Annotated in this window: 22 protein-coding genes; 5 read left to right on the top strand and 17 right to left on the bottom strand. The window is 36.5% G+C overall.

What is annotated here, in order from left to right; genetic code table 11:
* Positions 1-35 precede the first annotated feature (35 nt).
* From Q0940_RS13325 to Q0940_RS13270, 12 genes are all read right to left on the bottom strand, one after another.
* Complete coding sequence (locus Q0940_RS13325) at positions 36-314, bottom strand: YcgL domain-containing protein (protein WP_299269327.1); 279 nt, start codon at positions 312-314, stop codon at positions 36-38.
* Positions 315-332: 18 nt separating this feature from the next.
* Positions 333-1484, bottom strand: a complete 1152-nt coding sequence (gene rnd / locus Q0940_RS13320; RefSeq protein ID WP_299269325.1) for a ribonuclease D — start codon at positions 1482-1484, stop codon at positions 333-335.
* 75 nt (positions 1485-1559) lie between these two features.
* Positions 1560-3212 carry a long-chain-fatty-acid--CoA ligase FadD gene (gene fadD, locus Q0940_RS13315; RefSeq protein WP_299269323.1) on the bottom strand — a complete coding sequence of 551 codons (1653 nt, stop codon included), beginning with the start codon at positions 3210-3212 and terminating at the stop codon, positions 1560-1562.
* An 87-nt stretch (positions 3213-3299) separates the two neighbouring features.
* On the bottom strand, positions 3300-4142 hold the full coding sequence (locus tag Q0940_RS13310) for an alpha/beta hydrolase (protein WP_299269321.1): 843 nt from the start codon (positions 4140-4142) through the stop codon (positions 3300-3302).
* Positions 4143-4144: 2 nt separating this feature from the next.
* Entirely contained in the window at positions 4145-4978 is an 834-nt protein-coding gene (locus Q0940_RS13305; protein WP_299269320.1) for a methyltransferase, read from the bottom strand.
* Positions 4979-5016: 38 nt separating this feature from the next.
* Complete coding sequence (locus tag Q0940_RS13300) at positions 5017-5598, bottom strand: Slp/YeaY family lipoprotein (protein ID WP_299269318.1); 582 nt, start codon at positions 5596-5598, stop codon at positions 5017-5019.
* Between the two features lie 44 nt (positions 5599-5642).
* Positions 5643-6242, bottom strand: a complete 600-nt coding sequence (locus Q0940_RS13295; protein ID WP_299269316.1) for a TetR/AcrR family transcriptional regulator — start codon at positions 6240-6242, stop codon at positions 5643-5645.
* 133 nt (positions 6243-6375) lie between these two features.
* On the bottom strand, positions 6376-7059 hold the full coding sequence (gene tsaB / locus Q0940_RS13290) for a tRNA (adenosine(37)-N6)-threonylcarbamoyltransferase complex dimerization subunit type 1 TsaB (RefSeq protein ID WP_299269315.1): 684 nt from the start codon (positions 7057-7059) through the stop codon (positions 6376-6378).
* Position 7060: 1 nt separating this feature from the next.
* Positions 7061-8986 carry an ATP-dependent DNA helicase gene (locus Q0940_RS13285; protein ID WP_299269313.1) on the bottom strand — a complete coding sequence of 642 codons (1926 nt, stop codon included), beginning with the start codon at positions 8984-8986 and terminating at the stop codon, positions 7061-7063.
* Between the two features lie 23 nt (positions 8987-9009).
* The gene (locus tag Q0940_RS13280; RefSeq protein WP_299269311.1) at positions 9010-9594 is read right to left on the bottom strand and encodes a DNA-3-methyladenine glycosylase I; all 585 of its coding nucleotides are present in this window, start codon (positions 9592-9594) and stop codon (positions 9010-9012) included.
* Positions 9595-9642: 48 nt separating this feature from the next.
* The gene (locus Q0940_RS13275) at positions 9643-10869 is read right to left on the bottom strand and encodes an NADH:flavin oxidoreductase/NADH oxidase family protein (protein ID WP_299269309.1); all 1227 of its coding nucleotides are present in this window, start codon (positions 10867-10869) and stop codon (positions 9643-9645) included.
* Positions 10870-11063: 194 nt separating this feature from the next.
* Positions 11064-11669 (bottom strand): peroxiredoxin C, encoded by a 606-nt coding sequence (locus Q0940_RS13270; protein ID WP_299269307.1) that lies wholly within the window; start codon positions 11667-11669, stop codon positions 11064-11066.
* Between the two features lie 241 nt (positions 11670-11910).
* On the opposite strand from Q0940_RS13270, the gene Q0940_RS13265 reads away from it, so the two are divergent.
* From Q0940_RS13265 to bfr (Q0940_RS13255), 3 genes are all read left to right on the top strand, one after another.
* Positions 11911-12105, top strand: a complete 195-nt coding sequence (locus Q0940_RS13265; RefSeq protein WP_299269305.1) for a (2Fe-2S)-binding protein — start codon at positions 11911-11913, stop codon at positions 12103-12105.
* A 160-nt stretch (positions 12106-12265) separates the two neighbouring features.
* Positions 12266-12730, top strand: coding sequence for a bacterioferritin (gene bfr, locus Q0940_RS13260; RefSeq protein ID WP_299269303.1), 465 nt, complete (start codon positions 12266-12268; stop codon positions 12728-12730).
* Between the two features lie 21 nt (positions 12731-12751).
* Positions 12752-13219 (top strand): bacterioferritin, encoded by a 468-nt coding sequence (gene bfr, locus Q0940_RS13255; protein ID WP_299269301.1) that lies wholly within the window; start codon positions 12752-12754, stop codon positions 13217-13219.
* A gap of 104 nt (positions 13220-13323) precedes the next feature.
* Here the strand turns inward: bfr (Q0940_RS13255) and Q0940_RS13250 are convergent, their stop codons facing one another.
* The 5 genes from Q0940_RS13250 to Q0940_RS13230 form a co-directional block, all read right to left on the bottom strand.
* The gene (locus tag Q0940_RS13250) at positions 13324-13602 is read right to left on the bottom strand and encodes a DUF4282 domain-containing protein (RefSeq protein WP_299269298.1); all 279 of its coding nucleotides are present in this window, start codon (positions 13600-13602) and stop codon (positions 13324-13326) included.
* 294 nt (positions 13603-13896) lie between these two features.
* A complete protein-coding gene (pnp, locus tag Q0940_RS13245) occupies positions 13897-15999 on the bottom strand; it encodes a polyribonucleotide nucleotidyltransferase (protein WP_299269296.1) in 2103 nt (700 codons plus the stop codon).
* Between the two features lie 290 nt (positions 16000-16289).
* Complete coding sequence (rpsO, locus tag Q0940_RS13240) at positions 16290-16559, bottom strand: 30S ribosomal protein S15 (protein ID WP_105052125.1); 270 nt, start codon at positions 16557-16559, stop codon at positions 16290-16292.
* A gap of 220 nt (positions 16560-16779) precedes the next feature.
* Positions 16780-17808 carry an AraC family transcriptional regulator ligand-binding domain-containing protein gene (locus tag Q0940_RS13235; RefSeq protein WP_299269292.1) on the bottom strand — a complete coding sequence of 343 codons (1029 nt, stop codon included), beginning with the start codon at positions 17806-17808 and terminating at the stop codon, positions 16780-16782.
* 5 nt (positions 17809-17813) lie between these two features.
* On the bottom strand, positions 17814-18743 hold the full coding sequence (locus Q0940_RS13230; RefSeq protein ID WP_299269290.1) for a GGDEF domain-containing protein: 930 nt from the start codon (positions 18741-18743) through the stop codon (positions 17814-17816).
* Positions 18744-19068: 325 nt separating this feature from the next.
* Between Q0940_RS13230 and Q0940_RS13225 the strand changes: the two genes are divergently transcribed.
* Together Q0940_RS13225 and Q0940_RS13220 are read left to right on the top strand one after the other, a co-directional pair.
* Complete coding sequence (locus tag Q0940_RS13225; protein WP_299269288.1) at positions 19069-21747, top strand: TonB-dependent receptor; 2679 nt, start codon at positions 19069-19071, stop codon at positions 21745-21747.
* A 160-nt stretch (positions 21748-21907) separates the two neighbouring features.
* Positions 21908-23812 carry a phytase gene (locus Q0940_RS13220; protein WP_299269287.1) on the top strand — a complete coding sequence of 635 codons (1905 nt, stop codon included), beginning with the start codon at positions 21908-21910 and terminating at the stop codon, positions 23810-23812.
* Positions 23813-23904 lie beyond the last annotated feature (92 nt).

Raw genomic sequence — 23904 nt, 5'->3', positions numbered from 1 at the left:
TTTTATAATATTTAATATTCACTCTATGACAACTACTACAAGGATCCGTTCAATTCTTTATGTTCATCTAATAAGTTTTTTACTGGCGGTGGTAACTGCAAATAAAAACCGTTTTCGAGCAATTCATTTTTTACTTTTTCTAATTCAGCAACACCAAGTTTTTTTCTGCCATCTAAATCTAACGTCATAAATAACTTTGGTATACCAATTAATTTTCTTAATTCTTCTGGTACTTTAGAGAAATCGTCAGCTTTTTCAACGTATAAAAATGTATCGGCTCTTTTTGAGCATTTATAAATCGTACAAAGTTGCATTTAATAAACCTTTATTTCTTAATTCTGTTCTAGTGAGTATTGCTCATTCCACTGAAGTAAAACAGGCTCCAGTAACTCATAACGCCAAGATAATTCAAAATCTGACGGTGCAGCATACGAAACTCTCCATACATACTTTATCCATTGGTTTAGCTGTTTTTTAGTTGCTAATAATTCCATAGGCACGCTTAATTCAATAGAGCGCTCTGTAATAGCCTGTTTTAATGCTTTAAAACTTTGTTTATAGGTTGGGTAGTCGGTTAAACGTGGAACTTTAACTGGGCATAAATCATCTGGAATTTGTTTACCCACTGCAACCTGCTCAAGTAACGCTTTACCATGAATACGAATTTCATGCGGATTAACATCTGGTATACTACGTAAGCTGTTTAAGTCGGTTGGTCTGCGTTGAGCTATAGAGAATAAGGTAGCGTCTTTAACCACAAAACCAAGTGCTAAATCTTTGTCTTGAGCCACCGATAAGCGCCAAGAAGCTAACTCCTGTAATACAGCTAACTCTCTTCTACTCAACTGCCAAGCATTACCAAAATCTAAATATAACTGGTCAGTATTTTTATCTGCCGTTTTTTGTATTACTTTCAGTTGAGCTTCGTCTAAATTGTATTGCTGTAAACCAGCCTCTTGCAATTGTTCATTTAACTTATGATACAAAGGCAATAAATACTTTACGTCGTTCATCGCGTAATGTAGCTGACTATCCGACAACGGGCGTTTTAACCAATTTGTTCTTGCTTCGCCTTTATCTAAATCAATACCTAGTTCTTGAGAAACCATAGCACCAAAACCAAGTACTTTGCCTTTAAATAGAAACTGCCCTGCTATTTGAGAATCAAATAAAGGTGTAGGTAAACGATTAGCGTAATGTTTGAAAACTTCTAAATCTTCGTGACAAGAATGTAAAACTTTAACAATTGAGGGATCTGATAATAATTGCCAAAAAGGCTCTAAATCTAAACCACATAAAGGGTCTATTAATGCAATCTCTCGCCCATCAAACACTTGGATCAAGCCTAAATGGGAGCGTAATGTTCTAGTGCGGACAAACTCGGTATCCAAAGCTAATACGTCGGCTTGTTTAGCTAACTGACAGTATGTATTTAACTGTTCTTGTTCTTCTATATACAAATATTCACTATTCAACTTGTTCACACTACTTCCATCTAGATACAAAAAAAGCTGGCATAAGCCAGCTTTATATAAAAATCGAATTCAGAGTTTACTGAATTAATCTTTTAACATTCGGCGTAAAATTTTACCAACGTTTGATTTTGGTAAATCGTCTCGAAATTCTATCACTTTAGGTACTTTATATCCCGTTAATCTTTTACGACAATGGTCTATTACATCTTGCTCAGTTAGTGATTGGTCTTTTTTAACAACAAATAGTTTAACAATTTCACCTGAAGCATCATTTGGGATACCAATAGCAGCACACTCTAAAATCCCAGGATGTGTTACAGCTTCATCTTCAATTTCATTTGGATATACGTTAAAACCGGAAACTAAGATCATGTCTTTTTTACGATCGACAATATATAACAAACCTTGCTCATCTAACTTAGCAATGTCACCAGTAGCAAACCACTCGCCGTGCATAACATCAGCAGTATCTTCTGGACGACCTAAATAGCCTTTCATCACTTGAGGGCCTTTTACCCACAACTCACCTGCTTCGCCAGGAGCAACATCTTCACCTTCATCCGACACTAAACGTATGTCTGTAGACGGTGCAGGTACACCAATACTGCCAGTGTACTTACCAATAGTATAAGGAACAAAAGAAACAACTGGTGAACATTCTGTTAAACCATAGCCTTCTAGCAAATCGCATTTAGTTGCCGCTAACCAGCGCTCTGCTACAGCACGTTGTACAGCCATTCCGCCGCCAATGCTTAATTTCACTGAAGAAAAGTCTAGTTCAGAAAATCCAGGTGTATTTAATAAACCATTAAATAAAGTATTAACACCACTAATAGCCGTGAATTTATATTTACCTAACTCTTTTACAAATCCAGGCATATCTCTTGGATTAGTGATTAGTAAATTTCTGCCACCGAACTTTAAAAACAGTAGACAGTTAGCGGTTAAAGCGAAGATATGGTACAGAGGTAATGCGGTTACTATTGTGTCTTCACCTTCATCTAAACATTGACCTAATAACGCAGAAACTTGCTCTAAGTTAGCCACCATGTTTCTGTGGGTTAACATCGCACCTTTTGAGACGCCTGTTGTACCACCTGTGTATTGTAGAAATGCAAGGTCTTCGCCAGTAATATCAACTGGCTTCAACGTTAACTCTCTACCTTGTTTTAATACTTGCTTAAAACCTACTGCTTTCGACAATGAAAATGACGGAACCATTTTCTTCACATATTTAACAACAAAGTCAACCACATGACCTTTAACACCTAACATATCACCCATTTTGGTCAATATAACGTGTTCTACTGGGGTTTTATCTAAAACTTTCTCTAAAGTATCTGCAAAGTTACTAACAATAACAATTGCTTTAGCATTACTATCGATTAATTGATGTTCTAGTTCGCGAGGAGTGTATAACGGGTTAACATTTACCACGACAGCACCAGCTCTATGTATACCTAACAAAGCGACTGGGTATTGCAGTAAATTAGGCATCATAACGGCAACAGCGTCGCCTTTTTTTATGCCTAAGGTATTTTGAAGGTACGCAGCGAAGTCATTAGCATATTCACCTAGCTCGGTAAAAGTTATACTTTTTCCCATATTGATATAAGCAGGTTTATCGGCAAATTTAACAATACTTTGCTCATATATATCCAACAAAGAATGATAATGCTCAGGATTTATATCTGCAGGTACACCACTTGGATAATTATTTAACCACGTTTTTTCCAAAACAATCTCCTAACGAATTTATTTTCAGCCGGTTACCATACTTTAACTGATCGGATGAGACAAATATTTTTCACTTATATTGTGCATTTAACAACCAATAAAGCATTTTATTTTAATAGCAATATCAATTGGCTCATCCATATGGCAATGATGTGAACCTAAAACTTCTTTTTTAATTAAATTAGGATAGTAGACTTTGTATTTTTTATAACCAACTTTTACCATTTCATAACCATCTTTTGCTATGCATAACAAAGTTGGCGCTTTTATATGTTGGATAATTGATATTGATTGTTGTTCACTTAAACGAACTGGAGAACTTGTTCTGAGTCGTTGATCAGTTTTCCATAAAAAACCGTCATCAGTTTCCATAATATTTCTTGTAACCAGAAGCTCAGCTGAACTGGGTTTTATATCACCAGCATTAGCTCTTGCTTTAACTGCAGTTTCAAATGAAATATGCTTAGTTTTTCGTTTTTTTGATTGAGCAACTCGACTATCTAATGCCTTCCTAATATCCGTTGCATCTTCACTTTGAGTCACTAAACCAACAGCATCTATTACTACGAGTTTTTTGACTAATTCTGGATATACTCCGGCTAAAACTGTCGCCAACATACCCCCCAATGAGTGACCAACGATAATAACGGGTTCATTATTATACTTAACTTTTATGATACTAATTAGATCTGAAATCCAATCGATAAAATGATAATGGCAGTGCTCAGGTCTATGATAACTATTACCATGCCCAGGTAGGTCTATGGCGGTCCAATTGAACTCAGGTAGCTCATTCATAAGAGGGATAAAACTTGCAGCGTTGTCTAACCAACCATGAATAGCTAAAATAGGCATTTGGTTAGATTTATGTGTATTTTCTAATGCCGCTATTACACCTGTTGGTAACGATATATTTTGTTCATTAAGCAAGTTCAATCAACCGTTTTTATAAACTTTAATGTCATACGATCACTTTCCCCAATACCTATATATTTATCACGCTCAGTTCCGCCCATAGCTAATACAGGAGGTAACGCATAAACACCTTTAGGGTAATCTTTTGTATCGTTTAAATTTAAGTTAATTTCACTGCTAGAAACCAATTCAAAACCATTTTTTTCAATAGCTTCAATAACATAACGTTCGTCTAGATAACCTTCAGCGGCAGATGATGCATTTTTTGATACTGCATCACCTCTGTGCTGTACAACCGCTAAAATACCATTAGGTTTTAATACCGTATATATCGCTTGGATAGCATGATTCAAAGCACCGTATTCATCCCATACATGTAAATTTCTAATAACATAAACAACATCAACAGGCTTAATATCTTTCAAATCAAACGATTTAGGAGGCTCAAATTCAAAAAAATCAACCTTGCCATAAAGAGCAACATCAGACATTTTTTCTTTATATGACAAAGCATTTCTACTCCAAGACACGTCCCTTTTATTGCTAGAATTAAGGTTACCAGTGGAAAATGTCACTGCCGAAAAATGACCTTTATCTTTTACATAAGGAGCTAGTATTTCACTATACCAACCGTCGCCTGGCCACATTTCTAAAACATGATCCGTTGGCTTAGTACCAAAAAACTCGATAGTCTCTTTCGGGTGTCTCGCTTCATCGCGAGACTTATTTTCATCGCTTCGATGAGGTGAAGTTAATATTTCATCAAGCTCATTTGCTGAAACCGTGCTAACTAATAAATTGCTCATTAATAAATTAATACCGAGCAATAAAACCATCAATATCGTTTTCATATTTTCAACTTAACTCCATTTAACGAACTTAACTATAATTAATGTGATAACTTAGGTTTTGCTTGACCTGTAGGTTTTTTAGTTTGCCCTTGTCCAATAACATACACATGTCGAACACCTCCACGCCAATGCCAACGTGGATTATACCCATACCAGCCATAATTAAATTGCACTTGAGGTTGAATTACTAGAGGTTCCCATAAATGAATATTTTTACTTATTAATGTTGGATATTCGTATTCATATTCACCAATTTTTGCAGTTTCAGAGGTTTTTAATTGACCTAATGCGGTAATAGCCTTGCCTTGTTTATAAATAGCTGGGTCGATAAAACCTTCAATAACTACGCGAAAGCGCCCTAAAGGATCATCCGTCGTTTTTGGGCGACCATTTCTACTTGCTGGATAATAAAGCACGTCTAATTTTGTTACTGTTTTTTCATTGGAGACTTTTGCAATAATACCGCTCCAGCGAACTGTCTTTCCAGTAAGAGTTGACTCTGATTTAGTTACATCCCCAAAACTAGTTAGTTCTGTACCTTCTACAACTGAGACATTATCAGGATATGAAGCACATGCTGATAAAACGAGGATCAAGCTAGCTAATAAAAAAATTTTCATTGTGTATCCTTAACAATTATTTTCATTTGAACATTCATACGTATTTATTTATGCTTTAACTGTTGAACATAATCGGACAGAGCAGAAGTTAATTGGAAGTAAACTTCTCTATCTTGACAACTTTTAACCATTTGTGGAATACCACTCATGATACACATAAAAAATAAAGAAATTTGTTTACTATCAACTGAAGAATTAACATCACCATTTACTTTGGCTTTATCAATTCCTTGACTAATTATTTGCTGAATTTGACAAAAAAGATCATCAACACGATGACGTATATTCTCATCGACTGAAGCCAGCTCAGAAGAAATATTATGCACAGGACAGCCACAACACATCTCTTCGTCTGAGCCTTCTAAAGATAAGCCATCTACTACATTAATTATTTCATCAATTGGATTTTTTGCAGTGGTTATATTAATCCAACGCTTTAAAAAGTTTACTTGGTAAACTTCATCGAAAACGGCATACAACAGTTCTTGTTTATTTGAAAAATGATGATACAAAGCCCCTTTGGATATTTGAGCTTCGTTCAAAATATCCGACAAACTGGTGCCTTTGAACCCTTTTTGATGAAAAATAGCCGCAGCTACTTCCATAATATTGGTTCTTGTTTTGTCTGGATCTCTTAACGCCATAAGGGCCTCATTGGAAATAAACTAATATAAGATTAATAAATAAGCATCAATTATATAATGCTTGAACGTTTATACAATACACTATCTGTAGTTAACCATTTATATGTGACAGATAAATGTTGTTAAAGTTCATTTAACGTCCTGGTAGTTTTTTCCAGCTTACTTCATCACGTACATAATTAGGTTGGGCAAACTCAGCCGAAACACTCAAACCTTGATTAAAAGCATTTAATGCTAACGGTAACATATACTTAGCATTAGGCAGTTCGATGTCAGTTACTTTAGCATTAAAACATGAAGTTAATAACTGAGAATAACTCGTCCATCCAGTTCCAACGGCGACACTGTTATTTAATTTAAAATCGTCTTTACGTAATAATTCAGGTTTAATCGCTATTTCATTATTAATTAATTGCGCTAAACCATTAACATTTTTATAACAACCTAAATAAACTTCTGACATACGGGCATCAATTGCTGCAACAATAAACTCAGCGTTATCTTGCTCTATTGCTTGTTGCGCCATAATGGCTAAATTGGATACACCGACTACAGGTAAATCCGCGCCAAATGCTAAACCTTGGGTTACTGAGACACCAATTCTAACACCAGTAAAGCTGCCTGGGCCTTGCCCGTATGCAATGCCATCTAACTGACTAAGCTTGATATCTGAGTCAGATAAAATCTTTTCAATAAAAGGTAGTAATTTTTGTGAATGCTGTTGTGGGCAAATTTCAAATATTGAACTGATCTCCCCATCGTTATATAACGCGACTGAGCATGCTTCGGTTGCTGCATCAACGGCTAGGATCTTCATGTTATAAACCTTTTAAAAATGTTTTTACTGTATCTAAATCACGGGTGCGTTTCATATTCGGTAAGCTGCGCATAAAAACCTCACCGTATTGGCGTGTAACTAATCTTGGGTCGCAAATAACCAAAACACCTTTATCAGTTACATCTCGTATCAATCGGCCAACACCTTGCTTTAGCGATATAACCGCTTGGGGTATTTGTACATTTTGAAACGGCTCTAACCCTTTCAATTTACAATCTTCTATTCTTGCTTGTAATAGAGGCTCATCAGGCGAAGCAAAAGGCAGCTTATCAATCATTACTAAGGACAACATATCTCCGCGGACATCAACCCCTTCCCAAAATGATCCAGTTCCGAGTAAAACAGCATGCTTCAATTTAGTAAATTGTTCTAATAACAAACGTTTACTTGTTGTACCTTGTACTAAAACTGGATATTTAATTTCGTCTTCAATCATTTTAGCCACAAGTGTCATCACTCTGTGACTAGTAAATAATAAAAAGGCACGTCCCCTGCTCGCTTCCACTAATTCCAAAGCAAGCTCTGAGAATGCCCTTACTGCGGCTTTGTCATTTGGTTCAGGAAAGTATCTAGGTACACAAAACATAGCTTGGTTTTGATAATCAAACGGGCTACCTAACATTTGAGTTCTAGCGTCTGGAATACCTAATAAAGAAGTGTAATGATCAAAGTTATCATCTACAGATACAGTCGCTGAGGTGAAAATCCAAGATGAGTTAGACTCGTCAACAATAGCGCCAAACTTATCGGCAATTGATAAAGGCGTTATATGTAATGTGAAGTGACGTTTCGTGGTGTCGAACCAATAGCTGTAACCATTTTCTTGAGTTTGATTTACTTTTTCAAACTTACCTTTTAGCTGCACTAAACGTTCAAAGCAATTATCGATAGTTTCTGTACGAGAAATGGCTAATTTTGTTACGTCGTATAAAAAGTTGAATGCTTTTAATACATATTGAATTGCATTTACTATGTCGTCAGATTTTGATTTGTCTCGCCAGTTACCACGCTCAGGATCTTCGGCAAAAACCAAACGCATATCTAATATATTTTTTTCTAACGTCATCGCAGCTTTGTATAGCTGCGGCATATCACGTAACTGCGCTTGGTATTCAGCTTGAATATCTTTGCATAATTCAAATACCTGACGAGATGAAAAGTGCTCACCAAAGTATTCAGAGGCGATATCTGGGATTTGATGTGCTTCGTCGAAAATAATAACGTCAGTATCAGGAATTAACTCACCAAAACCTGTGTCTTTTAATGCTAAATCGGCAAAAAACAAATGATGATTCACTACAATCAAATCAGCTTCCAATGCTTTTTTTCTCGCATTCATCACATGGCAGTCGGCAATATTAGGGCAATCTTTACTTAAACAGTTATCAACTGTGCTAGTAACAAAAGGTAGGACTCGACTATTTTCTTCAATTGACGTTAGCTCACCAATATCACCATCACTGGTTTCAGATGACCATTTACGCACATTAGAAATATCACTCAGAAAACTAGGATCATCGTAAGGAGGGTGTTGCCCATTTACTTCCAACCTATTAATACATAAGTAATTACTACGACCTTTTAATAACGCCGTTTTCATCATAGGTCTTAACGCTTTTTTTACTAAGGGTAAATCACGATGAAATAACTGCTCTTGTAAGGCCTTGGTTCCGGTAGAAACAATTACCTTTTTACCCGCTAATAGCGCAGGTGCTAAATAAGCAAACGTTTTACCTGTGCCGGTTCCGGCTTCAACCACTAACTGAGCTTTATCTTTTATTGCGCCACGCACAGCCGTAGCCATATCCAGCTGAGCTTGCCTGGCTTTAAAGCCAGGAATAGCTTGTGCTAATGCACCATTGTCAGAAAAACACTTTGATATAGAGTCACTCAATTCAATATTCACTTATATACTGTTATTTCGGTTGTTCAGCGCTTGGGGGATGAAATACATGTGGTTAAATGATCATTGACCATTCCAACCGCTTGCATAAAGGCATAACAAATTGTTGGGCCAACAAAATTAAAGTCTAATTTTTTTAACGCTTTAGACATGGCCTGAGATTGTTCTGTGTCATTAGGAACCTGAGATTTATCATTCCAACTATTAACAATTGGCTCACCACCAACAAATGCCCATAAAAATTGACTAAAACTGTCCACTCCATGCTGTTCTTCATAAGCTAAGTAAGCTTTTGCATTTCTAATAATAGAATTTATTTTAAGTCGATTACGAACAATATTCGGATTTAGCATTAACTCTTCAACTTTATCAGCATCAAATTCACTGATTAACTTAGGGTCAAAGTTAGCAAAAGCATCTCGATAGCCTTGTTGTTTTTTTAAAATAGTTATCCAACTTAGTCCCGCTTGCTGTCCATCCAAACATAACTTTTCAAATAACTGTTGAGAGTTAAATTCAGGTTTTCCCCAAACATTATCATGATATGCAATGTAAATAGGGTCGCTGTTGCACCAAGCACATCGACTTATCTCTTTTTGAACATCAGACATTACAACTCTCAACTGTTAATTAATGGCGCATTTATACCATAAAATAGGTTATTGACTTAACAACTTTTGGTAGCGTTTAACTAATTTAGCCGTTCTTATTTGATCTAATATCAAGGTAAAAAATGGTGATAATTTACTGCTCGTTTTTTTACCTGCACCTATTCGTCTTAAGTTACGTTTCACAAGTGCCATGATGGCTAAGCTTCTGAAGGTTTTATTTTTCCATTTTACTTGTGGTGTAGCAACTTCCACATTTTTACCAAGCTGCCATCTATTTGGTAAATCTGGTTGCAACGCTAATGCTGTGGCAATACCTACTAAATCAACACCTTGAGCTAGCACTGTTTTTGCTGTTCCAAATTTATAAATCCCGCCGGTTGTCATAATCGGAACCGAGGTGTTTTTTGAGATAGAAGCAGCAAAAGATAAAAAGTAAGCTTCTCTAGCTAATGTACGACCATCGGCAGTAACACCTTGCATAGCAGGCGCCTCATAACTTCCGCCAGAAAGCTCAATCATGTCTATATTTAACGCTTCCAGCGATTTAACTACTGCCAGAGCATCTTCTTCATCAAATCCGCCATGTTGAAAATCAGCAGAATTTAATTTAACTGAAATTGAAAAAGAGTCTGATACATTAGATTTTATTGCTTTGATAACCTCTAATAATAAACGAGAACGGTTATCTAACGAGCCACCCCAATCATCTTCACGCTTATTAACTAAAGGCGATAAGAATTGTGCTAATAAGTACCCATGAGCGGCATGAACTTCAACACCGTCAAAACCGGCTAATTCAGCTTGCTTTGCTGTATCTGAAAAACGACTGATCACATCCTTTATTTGAACTTCAGTCATTGTAGTAGGTTGACCAAACATGTCAGATAATTTGCCCATGTCTAAAGGTATGTCTGACGGTGAGTAAACTTTCCCCCCCATTTTTTTATACACTTGGCGTCCAGGATGACTTATTTGCATCCACACTTTGGTTTTATTTTGTTTTGCCGTATCAGCCCATAACTTAAATCGAGTTAAGTCACTGTCTTTGTCTAATACAACGCCACCGGGTCCCGTCATCGCTTCTTTATCTACCATGACATTTCCGGTAATTAATAATCCACTGCCGCCTTTGGCCCATTGACCATAAAGATTAATTAACTCTTTACTAGGCAATAAGTTTTCATCAGACATATTTTCTTCCATTGCGGCTTTAACAAGTCGATTTTTAATAGTAGTAGAATTTGGAAAAGTAAATGAATTAAAGACAAGAGACATTACAGAGGTGCTTCCTAATAAGATTCAATTTAATGAATTTAAATTTAACGAGGTTTATTGCCGCTAGTATACAAGATATCCATCAGGGAAATGTATATATCTATAGATTATTTATGTAAAAATTAGATAAAAAAAAGCCTCTGTATCCAGAGGCTTTTCCACAGTTATTAATTTATGCTCAATGAGCGATTAAATTAAAGACCTTCAGCGTTCTCAGATAAGTATGCTGCAACACCAGCTGGTGAATCTACCATACCTTTTTTGCCTTCTTCCCAACCAGCAGGACAAACTTCACCGTGCTCTGTGTGGAAGTTTAATGCGTCTACCATACGTAACATTTCATCAATATTACGACCAAGTGGTAAATCATTAACAACTTGATGACGTACAACGCCTTCTTCGTCAATTAAGAATGATGCACGAAAAGCAACACCAGCTTCTGGATGTTCTGCATCATATGCTTGAACGATTTCATGTTTAACGTCAGCAACTAACGGGTAACCAACTTGGCCAATACCACCGTCAGCAACAGCGGTGTTACGCCATGCGTTGTGGCTGAATTGTGAATCGATAGAAACACCAATTACTTCAACACCACGTTTTTTGAATTCATCTAATCTGTGATCAAATGCGATCAATTCAGAAGGACATACAAAAGTGAAATCTAGAGGGTAGAAAAATACTACTGCTTTTTTACCTTTTGTTGCTTCTGCAAAGTTGAAATTATCAACGATTTCGCCATTACCTAAAACAGCTGCTGCAGTAAAGTCTGGTGCCTGACGGCCAACTAAAACGCCCATGAAATTCTCCATTTATATAATTAATTGTAGATCAAAGATCCACTCGTTATTTCGTTACCGATTATATATAGATTAAATAAATTAAACCAAGGGCATTTGTATATGATTTTTCGATTAGTATTATCGAATTCAGCGATAAGGAAAATAAAAACAAATAAATTTAAGAAAAATATACAAAACCGCTTGCATACCAACCAAATGAGAATTATTATCAGTCGCATCAATTAAATGAGGTTTTCCAATGTTCGTTTGTCTATGTAAAGGCATTACAGATTCAGATATTCAACAATTAGTGCTTGAGCACGGAGTTGGGTCTATTCGTGAATTAAAACAACATGTTGCCTTAGGTAGTGAATGTGGAACTTGTACCAAAGTTGCACAAATGGTTATCGACAATACAATTATTGATGAAACATTATTCAAAAATGTTGGCTGATCATCAGCTAAAAAACACCTCCTTCAGTTCATATATAAATCTAATTACAAATCATTGTCATTATTAAACTATTGTTTTTATTGATTATTTTCAAGTTTATTTTGTATATTCCAATTCAACCATTATACTCATTCTATTATTAAATAACTGAGGCATAGTTATGCAAAGTACTTCTACAATATTGAGCATGTTAAACGAAGTGTTAACAACAGAACTCACATCCATCAACCAATATTTTTTACATGCGCGCATGTACAAAAATTGGGGGTTTAACACTTTAAACGATAAGTGTTATAAAAAATCAATCATGGATATGAAACAAGCCGACAAGCTAATTGAACGCATATTGTTTCTAGAAGGCTTACCTAACCTGCAACGCTTAGGTGCATTATCAATTGGTGAGCATACTGTTGAAATGATCAAATGTGATACTGGCGTTCAAATCACTCAAATAGAGCAAATGAAAACGGCTATTGCGCTTTGTGAAACAGAAAAAGATTATGTTACTCGTGAATTATTAACTGAAATTTTAGAGCACGAAGAAGAACATTTAGATTGGTTAGAAACTCAAGACTACCAAATTCAGAATATGGGTATTGATAAATACTTACAAGCGCAACTTTAACCGACTTACTGGAGATAAAAAATGAAAGGCAATAAAGACATCATAAACGCTCTTAACGGTTTGTTGGCTTATGAGTTAGCGGCTATGGATCAATACTTTATTCATTCTCGTATGTACGAAGACTGGGGATTTAATAAACTGTTTGTTCGTATTGATCATGAGTTTGATGACGAAAAAGGCCATGCGTCTAAATTAATAGAACGCATTTTATTTTTAGAAGGCACACCTGACATGGTTACTCGTGATGGTTTACAGATAGGCAAGACAGTACCTGAAATGCTTGAAAGTGACTTACGTGTAGAATATGCCGTAGGCCAAGGCTTAAAAGATGTAATGGCGCTGTGTGAAAAACACAACGACTATGTAACCAAGAACATGCTACAGGTATTAATTGACGATACAGAAGTTGATCACGCTTTCTGGTTAGAGCAACAATTACGTTTAATCAAAACCATTGGTTTAGAGAACTACTTACAATCTCAAATGTAACTACACATTTACAATTTAAGCCTATAAATAAAAAAGTGAAATTAGCCTATGCTAATTTCACTTTTTTGTATTATAACTTTGCAAATTTATTACATAGTTAACACTTACTCTGCAGAATCATCAGCTTTTACAGTTAGATCTGATTTATCAGCTATTTTTTGTAAATTACCATTGATTTTAAATAATACAATTAATAGTTCACACCAAATTCTGACACCGATAGCGCCACCAACTAAAACCCCTAATCCCTTAAATAGTCCACCATTGTAGCCTGCGAACATCATTGTCACACTAGAAATAACAACACTAATTAACAGTATCCAATAAACAACAGTGATAATTTTAGGTGTTAGCATAGAGTCAAAGAAAAAAACATTTTTCATCAATAAATCCTTTTTATTCTTCCAATTAAGGTTAAAAGCAACTCAAATATATTTACGTTAGGAGCCGAGTTGTAAAACCCCCTAACGTATTACAACAAAATCAAAAAAAGATAAAATTCTCTTACGAATTATAATGTTAGGTGTAAGTTACACATCACTGTTTTATTTTTCAATACGTAAAAACCCTGCTTTAGTTAAATACAGTTATATCTATTCAGTACAATCTAAATTTTAGGCACAAAAAAAGAGAGCCTAAGCTCTCTCTTTATTAAACCCTATTATTTAAAATAAGATTTATTCAGCAGCTGGTTGCTCAGTTGCTTCTTTCATGCTTAAACGTACACGACCTTGACGGTCAATTTCTAGTACTTTAACTGCAACTTCTTGGCCTTCAGTTAATACGTCAGCTACATTCTCAACACGCTCGCTAGAGATTTGAGAGATGTGAACTAAACCGTCTTTACCAGGAAGAACGTTAACAAACGCACCAAAATCAACGATACGAGCAACTTTACCTTGGTAAACGCGGCCAACTTCTAGGTCAGTCGTTAATTGCTTAACACGTTCGATACAAGCTTGTGCACTTGCACCGTCTGTAGCAGCAATTTTAACTGTACCATCGTCGTCAATTTCAATTGTTGTTCCAGTTTCTTCAGTAAGAGCACGGATTGTTGCGCCACCTTTACCGATAACATCAGCAATTTTCTTCTGAGGTATTTTAACTGTGTAGATACGTGGAGCAAATTCAGACATCTCTTCACGGTGTCCGCCAATTGCTTCATCCATTACTGTTAAGATATGTAAACGAGCAGCTTTAGCTTGAACTAAGGCTTTGTCCATGATCTCTTTAGTAATACCTTCAATTTTGATATCCATTTGTAAAGCAGTGATACCTTCAGTAGTACCAGCAACTTTAAAGTCCATGTCGCCTAAGTGATCTTCATCGCCTAAGATGTCAGAAAGAACAACAAAGCTCTTATCATCTTTAACTAGACCCATCGCGATACCAGCAACAGAAGCTTTAATTGGAACACCAGCATCCATAAGCGCTAGAGATGAACCACAAACAGAAGCCATTGAAGATGAACCATTAGATTCAGTGATTTCCGATACTAAACGAACTGTATACGGGAATTCAGCTTGCGAAGGCATTACCGCTAATACACCACGTTTTGCTAAACGGCCATGACCGATTTCGCGACGTTTAGGTGAACCGATAAAACCAGTTTCACCAACACAGTACGGAGGGAAGTTATAATGAAGCATGAACGGGTCACGTCTTTCACCTAACAATGAATCAATGATTTGAGAATCACGTTCAGTACCTAGTGTACAAGTTACGATAGCCTGAGTTTCACCACGAGTGAACAAAGAAGAACCGTGAGTACGTGGTAAAATACCAGTTTTAACGTCTAGTGCACGGATCATGTCAGGTTCGCGACCATCAATACGTTTTTCACCGGCTAAGATGCGAGAACGAACTACGTCTTTTTCTAAGTCGTGAACTAATTCAGATGCTTCTTTAGCATCGAATGCTTCATCACCAGCTTCTTCTGTTAACTTAGCAATGGTGTCAGCTTTAACAACGCCAACTGCAGCATAACGCTCCATTTTGTCAGCAATTGAATAAGCAGCAGCAATTCCGTCTTCCGCTAACACTTTAACTTTATTTTTAAGTTCAGTGTTTTCTACTGGCGCAGACCAATCCCATGCAGGAGTAGCAACTTCAGCAGCAAATTCTGTAATCGCTGTAACAACAGCTTGCATTTGCTCGTGTCCGTACATAACGGCACCAAGCATAGTTTCTTCAGATAACACTGCTGCTTCTGATTCAACCATTAATACTGCGTTTTCAGTACCAGCAACAACTAAGTCTAAATCACTTGCTTTTAATTCTGTTTGTGAAGGATTCAAGATGTATTGACCATCTAAGAAACCAACGCGAGCGGCACCGATTGGACCGTTAAATGGAATACCAGAGATTGAGATAGCTGCTGATGCACCGATTAGCGCAACAATATCTGGAGCAATTTCAGGGTTTACTGACATTACTGTACAAACAACTTGTACTTCATTTTTGAATGCATCTGGGAATAAAGGACGTAATGGACGGTCAATAAGACGAGCGATTAACGTTTCTTCTTCTGCAGGACGACCTTCACGTTTGAAGAATCCACCAGGGATCTTACCGCCAGCATAAGCTTTTTCTTGATAATTGATTGTAAGTGGGAAGAAATCTTGCCCTGGACTAGCTTGCTTTTTACCAACAACAGATACAAATACTGTTGTATCACCAATACTTGCCATAACAGCAGCTGTAGCTTGACGTGCGATTACGCCCGTTTCTAGAGTGACCTCGTGCTGACCATATTGAAATTTTTTAATAATTGGAGTCACGTAATTTTTCCTTTAGTTTTCATTTTTGGATCCAGCGTTTATCTTAGGTTGTCTTAATGACGGTTTCATTTCATTTGAAATAAAATATAACCCTGCTAGATCTTGTTTTTGTCGTTTAAATTCGTGGCATATTATACGTGGGAATTGATGATTTGCTAGTTTTTATCAAAAGCTAATGAGGAATTTTTCAGGTTTATTGTCAGAAATGAGTAACAAATCCAAAATCATTAAATTTTAGGCATAAAAAAAGGAGCATAAATGCTCCTTTTTTCTAATTATGCAAACATCGATTAACGACGTAGGCCTAATTTTTGAATTAAATCTTTATAAGCTTCAAGGTTTTTACCTTTGAAGTAATCTAACAATTTACGACGTTGGCTAACTTTACGTAAAAGACCACGACGTGAATGGTTGTCTTTTTTATGCTCTTTAAAGTGGCCTTGTAATTTGTTGATATCAGCTGTTAATAACGCAACTTGAACTTGTGTAGAACCAGTATCGTTTTCGCCAGTGCTGTGTTCAGCTAGGATTGCTGCTTTTTCTTCAACGCTTAGTGACATAAGTCTCTCCAGAAAATAATTAATTGTTATGCCAGCCGATCACTAACTCAGCCAACAAAGGACCCCTCTATATAAAAGAGGAGCGCGTATTCTACTTAATCCACACTAAATTGCAAGCCTACTCCACCGTATAAAAGGCAGTTATTAAAAATACTTTCGACAATCTAATATGAATATATGATGTTCTGCTGATATTTATCATGAATGATAATGGCAAGTTTTATGATGGCAAAACAATCAAAGGTAAAAAGTCACATGTTTTCTTCAACTCTGATGGTGTATAGCCGGTCCAACGTTTTATCGAACGACGAAAATTAGTTGCGTCAGAAATATCCATTAACAGTGCGCTTTGTTCATTATTCAAACCTTGTAGGATTAAACAATGTATTGCTTGGTGCTTTCTTACTTCATCATGCAATTGCTTAAAACTGCTGCCATGTTCTTTTAACTTTCGTTTTAACGTTGCAGGACTTGTTTTAAGCTGCTCAGCAATTTGAGGTAAAGGAGCTATTGGGGAACCAGCAATTAAATAACGTACATGTTCCAATAAACTGAATTTACACATTATTAACTTATTGGCTTTATGAATTGCATGGCGTTTTAATAAGTCATTTCGGTTAACGTTACTCTTGGCCAACGATGACCACTGAACAGCAATAACATTTGCAGGTTGCTCAAAATAGGTTCGGTAACCTAAATTTTCTTCATATTCTTGAATTTGCTTTGGTTTCTGCCACTGAAAACCAAAATAAAATTTAACTCTATGGCCTAATACGTGCTGACTTAAACTCACTAAAGCAGTACAAAAGATTTCCATCACAAACTGTTCTAGCTTGCCTAAGCCCAACTTTTGCTTTAATAACCAATAGCCACTGCCGTTTTGTTTAATGAATGTAGCTGCAATAAATGGACTACATATATTCTCAAACAGTGTAACTAAGCGTAAGGACTCTTCAAAACTACGGCTATAGTGCAAGGCTTGCATAACCGTATTTTGTTGATTTGCAGCCAAACGCCGTCCAATCTGAAACGCACAATCGTAACCCGGCGTTAACGCTTGTGCATTGCTAAACAAACGTAAAATTTGGCTCGGACTGGCATGTTCACCTTTTATAATATCGGCTTTAAAAACTCCGGTACCACGTAATAGTTTATTTATGTTTACCCCTCTAGCAATACACACATCCACCACGGTAGCTGCGTACAGCTCTAATGGTAAATATTTGTCTTGATAATTAAGGTAAGTCACAGCCTTTATGCAACCTTATGTTGGTTATTTTGAAGTGAATTAGCCAACTGACTTTTATTATCTAACTCAATATTTAACTCAGTTAAACATTGTTGCAATGAGGTATTTGGCATTAATACCCGTACTGCGGTTCTTACACTTTGAAACGCAGCCGTGGTTTGTTCATTCGCTTTAAAGGCAACATTTTTTACACTATTCTCAACTTGCTCCGCCATATCTACAGCATTAGCTAACGTAGACTCAGGTAATAAAATAACAAATCTGTCACCAGCGTAGCGGCTAACTAAATCCATAGGTCTGAGATTCATTAAGATTAAGTGCGCTACTTCTCTTAAAAAACGATCCCCTTCTGTGTCACCAAATTTCAAATTAAAATTAGAAAAATCATTAATATCTAATACAACAATAGCGGCAGAAATATTACGTTGTTGTATTTCCTCAGCCCGCTCTCGCCAATAATCGACTCGATATAGTTGAGTGATCACATCAATTTTTTCAAATGAACGATGTTCAAATTCACGTCTCTGTAATTGGCGATTAAGTGCCAATTGCTCAAGATGCCATAAGTACAATGCTACCGACATAATGATCATACCAATAGCCGCAGGAATCGACTCCACCATTGACATCCAAATATGCTCACTGTCATAACGTAAAAATTCGTCAATAACATCTAGCAAACATGAAAACATAAAGCACGACAATCCTAGCACTAGCATTCTTGTCACCAGCCCAGGTGGACGGCTTGCTAACGCCGATATAACCCACAATATGGTTAGCAGAGCAACACTGCCCTCCCCAATAATATCGGTCCATTTATATTCTTCAACGTCTTTGGCTATTCCTAAATTGATCATCAATACAAAAGGTAATAACAAACAAACAGTGAACACCACCAATAATGATGTATGGCGCCAGAGTAACGATAGGTTCATGTGGTTCTCTCAAAAATAATTAAATCGCCAACCAGTTTACGTGTGAATAGATTTGGTTGTGAAAATAGCAGGGTCAGTTTAGCTCAGTAAATATAACGATAAGATGACAGAAAAAGAAAAAAATCAAAAACATATGGTTTCCCCTCCTTGTTGCAAAGGGGTCAAATTAGCTCACATGTTCTTCCTATTGATATAAATTCAGTGATTTTCATCTTTATTCAAGAATATCTATCAACCTATGTAACTTAATTGTCATTTTACGCTTTTATAGTCACTCCACTTTTTACGTAACACATTCAATAATAATTAACTTTGGAAGAAGATCATGAAAGCTAAATTATCTGTAATCGCCATGGCTTGTGCCGCGGCAATGTATGTTGGTAATGCTCACGCTGATACAGTTGTGGTTGGTAAAGTAACAAATTCTAACTCTCAAATATTTGCTGGTGCGAGTATTGAAATTAAAGAGTTGAATATAAAAACTCAAACTAACTCTAACGGTAGCTTTAACTTTAAACAATTACCGGCCGGTACTTATACTTTAGAAGTAACTTATGTAGGCGCAGAAACATTAGTGCAAACTATTGTTATAAAGGAAAGTGGAAACGCTCCTTTGATACTTTCATTAAATGAGAAAAACCTTGAAGAAGTTCTTGTACTAGGTCAAAATTCTGGACAAGCCAGTGCAATCAATCAAAAACGAGTTGCTGATAGTATTCGTTCAATTGTATCGGCCGATGGTATTGGTCAATTTCCAGACCAAAATGCAGCCGAGTCTTTGCAACGATTACCGGGTTTGTCTATCGAACGAGACCAAGGTGAAGGTCGTTTTGTTAGTATTCGTGGCATCGATCCTAATCTAAATAACGTTGTTATTAATGGCCTAAACGTACCGTCACCTGAAGGTGGTGTACGCTCGGTTGCTTTAGATGTTATCCCGTCTGAATTAATTCAAACATTAGCCGTGTCAAAATCAATCACTCCTGATATGGATGGTGATGCAATTGGCGGAACCGTTGAAGTAAGAAGTGTTAGTGCATTTGACCGAAACGGCACAACCGCAACATTAAATGCTCAACTTAGTCAAAATGCATTACGTAGCGAAACAAGCCCTAAAGTTTCAGCCAGTGCCACACATTTAATTAATGATGAAGTAGGTATCGCTGGAGCCGTATCTTGGCAAAGCCGAGATTTTGGTTCAGATAATATTGAATCAAATGGCGACGATGAAGTAGAGCAACGTTTTTATGATATTTCTCGTGAGCGCATTGGCGCAGCTATTAACTTAGACTTCCGCCCTGACTACAAAAACTCTTATTACATTCGTACTATGTACAATGAATTTACCGACAATGAATTTAGACTAGCCAATACATTTATCTTAGATGGTGAAGATTCAGAAATTGAAGCTGGCACAAAAGACCGCGAAGAAACACAGACCATTATGAGTGTGGCACTGGGCGGTGAAAATATTTCCAACCTATGGACACTTAATTACCAGCTTGGTTATGCCTACTCTAATGAAGACGAACCTAGCGCTTTGTATTATACCTTTGTAACTGAAAACGAAGAAATTGATGCAGATTTAGAAACTCAAATACCATCAGTGACAATGGATAATTCTGTATTGGATACCTCAACATACGAGCTTGATGAAGTATCATTTGAAAAGAATTATGCAGAAGATACTGAATTTAGCGGGAAAATTGATTTAACTCGTCAATTCACCATAGGCGACCATATTGCTGAATTTAAAACAGGTGCTAAATTACGTAGCAGAGAAAAAAGTACCGAAGCTAATATCTCAATTTACGATGGTGACTTTGATGGAATTTCTGGTGCGGACTTTGAGTCAGCGACTCCAGATTGGGGGCTTGGCACATTTGGACCTGCATTTTCCCGCTCAGATCTAAGAGCTGACTTTGCGGCTAACAAAGATAATTTAGAATTAGCAGAACTAGATTCTGAATTAGAATCAAACGGTGCATCGTACGTTTACAATGAAGACATCTTCGCTGCTTACGCTATGGCTAAAATAAACATAGATAAATTACGAGTGGTGGCAGGATTACGTTACGAACAAACTGATTTTAGTACAACAGGTATGCGTGTTGAGCTAATTGAAAATGAAGAAACTGACGTAGAAGAAGTTGTTAACACGTTATGGAATGTAGAACGTGATTACAGCCATTTGTTACCAAGTGTGAACTTACGTTATGAGTTTTCAGATAAATTAATTGGCCGCGCTGCATATACTGAAACTATTTCACGTCCTAAATTTGAAGACGCCGCAGCCTTTCAAATAATAGAAAGCAAAACAGAAGAAGATGACGGAGAGTTCGTAACTGAACGTGAGGCTGAAGTAGGTAACCCAGAATTAAAGCCTTATGAGTCAACCAACTTAGACTTTGCATTAGAGTATTATCCAGGCCACATAGGTATTATTTCAGCGGGCATCTTTTACAAAGAGATTGAAAACTTTGTCATATTTGCTGATGTTGCTGACACACCAGAATGGGACGGTTTTGATGAAGTTGTGCAAGCGGTAAACGGTGAAACTGCAGAATTAAGTGGTATTGAATTATCTTGGGTCAAAGCGTTTGATAACGGTTTACTACTTTCGACTAACGGTACATTCTCAAGCTCAAATGCGGTGACAATGCTAGACGGTGAACGCTACGAAACTAGCTTACCAAATCAGTCAGACACTATTATGAACTTCACTATTGGTTATGAAACCAACGATCTAAATTTACGCTTAACCACTACTTACAAAAGTGACAACCTAGAAGAAATTGATGGTGACATGTTACGCATGGAAGATACACATCAGCAAATAGATTTCACTGCTAAGTACTACATGAATGAAGAAATGACGATTTACTTTAATGCAGTTAACTTAACGGATGAACCTTTCTATAACTACTTTGATCAACCTAATAAAAATGCGCAGTACGAAGAGTACGGTCGTACAGTTGAAGTTGGTTTCCGCTGGCAGATGTAGAAATTCGTCAAAAATAGTTAAATAAATCAAAGGGAGCTCTGCTCCCTTTAGCAATAGATAGTTTTATAAACGTTTACTTTATTAGCTTATTGTTCATAGCGAACAACTAATTTACCACTCTAGTGTAAGCGTCATAGTAGTAAAAAAGGACATCAATTAAATGATAAATATATCAAAAAATTTACTAACATTTAGTTTAGTAAGTTGCTTAGCCAGTTGTTCGGTATCAGCAGAGTCATCATGGTTTAAACAGTCTCAATTTTTAAAAAAGCTGAATGTTAAAAATACTAACTCAGTTCAACATATTGCCGTCAGCGAAACCTTAGGTTTAGGATTATTAGACAAGCAATTTAATCCTGTTAATACCCTAAACATAAACGCTGAACATTTAGATTATAGAAGCATGCCAAATCAATCTGACTTAGGTGTGGTCGCAACAATAGACGTAAATACAGGTGATATTGTTTTAGCTGAAGTTAATATTAAACACCCAGCAATCACAGTGAAACAACGTTTTAAACAAGCTCAATCAGCTTTTGATGCAATATGTTTAAGCAGTCATGACAATAATATTGATTTATTCACCGTTGATGTTCTTGGTATGGCAACACACTACTCCATATATCAAGCGAGTACACAGCAATGGCAAACTAAAGAAGTTAATCGTTTTGCTGTTGGCGTGAATATGAAATCTTGTGCCGTTGACGAGCTGTCTGAGTCGTTATACATCACAGAAGAAAATATTGGTGTATGGCGTTATTCTACCAACCCAGAGCATGAAGTCGTTCGTCAACTTATACAATTACCTGATGGGTTAGAAATTGAATACGTAGATACAAGTTCAGCTGGTGATGTTGTTATTGTTTCCCCCGATGTTAATGCGCTTTGGTTTTTTAATGCTAGCAGTAAGCAAGTTACATCTGTCGATTTACCAAAGCACTTATCGCCAAAAACAGTACAAGTGACAAGACAAGGTCAAGATTTACTAGTCAATGTGTTTGATGATAATAGCGAAACACTAATCACCCAATCAATTACCGCTCAGAAACGTCCTGACATCAAAGTTAATAACAAAGTCACAGGTTTATTACCTTACGGACAGACTGATCCAGTTAACGCTTATGGCGATGCAGCTGACGACCCAGCAATTTGGATAAATCACACTAACCCAAATAAAAGTTTAGTTTATGGCACTGATAAAAAACATGGACTTAATGTGTATACATTGGATGGTAAATTACTACATGAATTAGCCGTTGGACGTGTTAATAATGTAGACATTCGTTATAACGTTAAGCTAGGCAATAAAATCGTTGATTTAGCAGCCGCAAGTAATCGTACAACCAAAAGTATTAGCTTATTTGCAATAGATAAAACAACTGGCGAGCCTACATTTCTAAATGATATAACAACAGATTTAGCTGATCCTTACGGTCTTTGCATGAGTGTTAAAGCACAACAAATATCTGTTTGGATAAACGACACTGACGGCCTATTTCAACGCTATGAATTAAACCTTGATGCATACACAGTATCAGGACAAAAAGTACTAGCCAAGAAAACTATGGAATGGACAGTACCAAGTCAGCCAGAAGGCTGTGTGGTCGACGATGAAACTCAGCGCCTCTTCTACGGTGAAGAAGCTACAGGTGTTTGGTTAAAACAAATAGATTCAAATAAACCTGATACCTTCATTGCTGGAATTGTCCCTACGCTCGCTGCTGATATTGAAGGTATGGGATTATATAAACTAGATGGGAAAAACTATCTTATTGTATCTAGCCAAGGGAATAATCGTTATGCAGTGTACGCTGTAGATGATAAAAACCAATTTCTAGGTGCATTTGACATTGTTAACAATTGGCAAAATATGGTGGATGGTGTATCGGAAACTGATGGTTTAGCAGTAACTAATTCAGCACTTGGCAAGCAACTACCAAATGGCTTATTAGTGGTACAAGATGGTCGTAATGTTATGCCTAAAGCACCGCAAAACTTTAAACTTGTAGATGGAACTTTATTAAAAGATTGGATAAATCAGAAGTTAAGCACAATCAATAATTAATTCATTAGTTATTGAAAAGAATAAACAGTGTTGCTCTAAGTCAAAAGAGCAGCACTAGTTTTATTCAAGCGTTTTGATCAAGCCAATTAATA

The sequence above is a fragment of the uncultured Psychrosphaera sp. genome (assembly GCF_947500655.1).
Taxonomy (GTDB): Bacteria; Pseudomonadota; Gammaproteobacteria; order Enterobacterales; family Alteromonadaceae; genus Psychrosphaera.
This window is presented reverse-complemented; position numbering and strand designations above follow the sequence as displayed.

What these genes read in the sequence shown, in the direction of transcription:
- Q0940_RS13265 (WP_299269305.1), top strand. Translation starts at nt 11,911, where the DNA reads ATGTTCGTTTGTCTATGTAAAGGCATTACAGATTCAGATATTCAACAA.
- Q0940_RS13220 (WP_299269287.1), top strand. Translation starts at nt 21,908, where the DNA reads ATGATAAATATATCAAAAAATTTACTAACATTTAGTTTAGTAAGTTGC.
- Q0940_RS13230 (WP_299269290.1), bottom strand. Translation starts at nt 18,743, where the DNA reads ATGAACCTATCGTTACTCTGGCGCCATACATCATTATTGGTGGTGTTC.
- Q0940_RS13300 (WP_299269318.1), bottom strand. Translation starts at nt 5,598, where the DNA reads ATGAAAATTTTTTTATTAGCTAGCTTGATCCTCGTTTTATCAGCATGT.
- tsaB (WP_299269315.1), bottom strand. Translation starts at nt 7,059, where the DNA reads ATGAAGATCCTAGCCGTTGATGCAGCAACCGAAGCATGCTCAGTCGCG.
- Q0940_RS13305 (WP_299269320.1), bottom strand. Translation starts at nt 4,978, where the DNA reads ATGAAAACGATATTGATGGTTTTATTGCTCGGTATTAATTTATTAATG.
- Q0940_RS13225 (WP_299269288.1), top strand. Translation starts at nt 19,069, where the DNA reads ATGAAAGCTAAATTATCTGTAATCGCCATGGCTTGTGCCGCGGCAATG.
- Q0940_RS13270 (WP_299269307.1), bottom strand. Translation starts at nt 11,669, where the DNA reads ATGGGCGTTTTAGTTGGCCGTCAGGCACCAGACTTTACTGCAGCAGCT.
- Q0940_RS13325 (WP_299269327.1), bottom strand. Translation starts at nt 314, where the DNA reads ATGCAACTTTGTACGATTTATAAATGCTCAAAAAGAGCCGATACATTT.
- Q0940_RS13250 (WP_299269298.1), bottom strand. Translation starts at nt 13,602, where the DNA reads ATGAAAAATGTTTTTTTCTTTGACTCTATGCTAACACCTAAAATTATC.
- Q0940_RS13295 (WP_299269316.1), bottom strand. Translation starts at nt 6,242, where the DNA reads ATGGCGTTAAGAGATCCAGACAAAACAAGAACCAATATTATGGAAGTA.
- Q0940_RS13280 (WP_299269311.1), bottom strand. Translation starts at nt 9,594, where the DNA reads ATGTCTGATGTTCAAAAAGAGATAAGTCGATGTGCTTGGTGCAACAGC.
- Q0940_RS13275 (WP_299269309.1), bottom strand. Translation starts at nt 10,869, where the DNA reads ATGTCTCTTGTCTTTAATTCATTTACTTTTCCAAATTCTACTACTATT.
- rpsO (WP_105052125.1), bottom strand. Translation starts at nt 16,559, where the DNA reads ATGTCACTAAGCGTTGAAGAAAAAGCAGCAATCCTAGCTGAACACAGC.
- bfr (WP_299269303.1), top strand. Translation starts at nt 12,266, where the DNA reads ATGCAAAGTACTTCTACAATATTGAGCATGTTAAACGAAGTGTTAACA.
- bfr (WP_299269301.1), top strand. Translation starts at nt 12,752, where the DNA reads ATGAAAGGCAATAAAGACATCATAAACGCTCTTAACGGTTTGTTGGCT.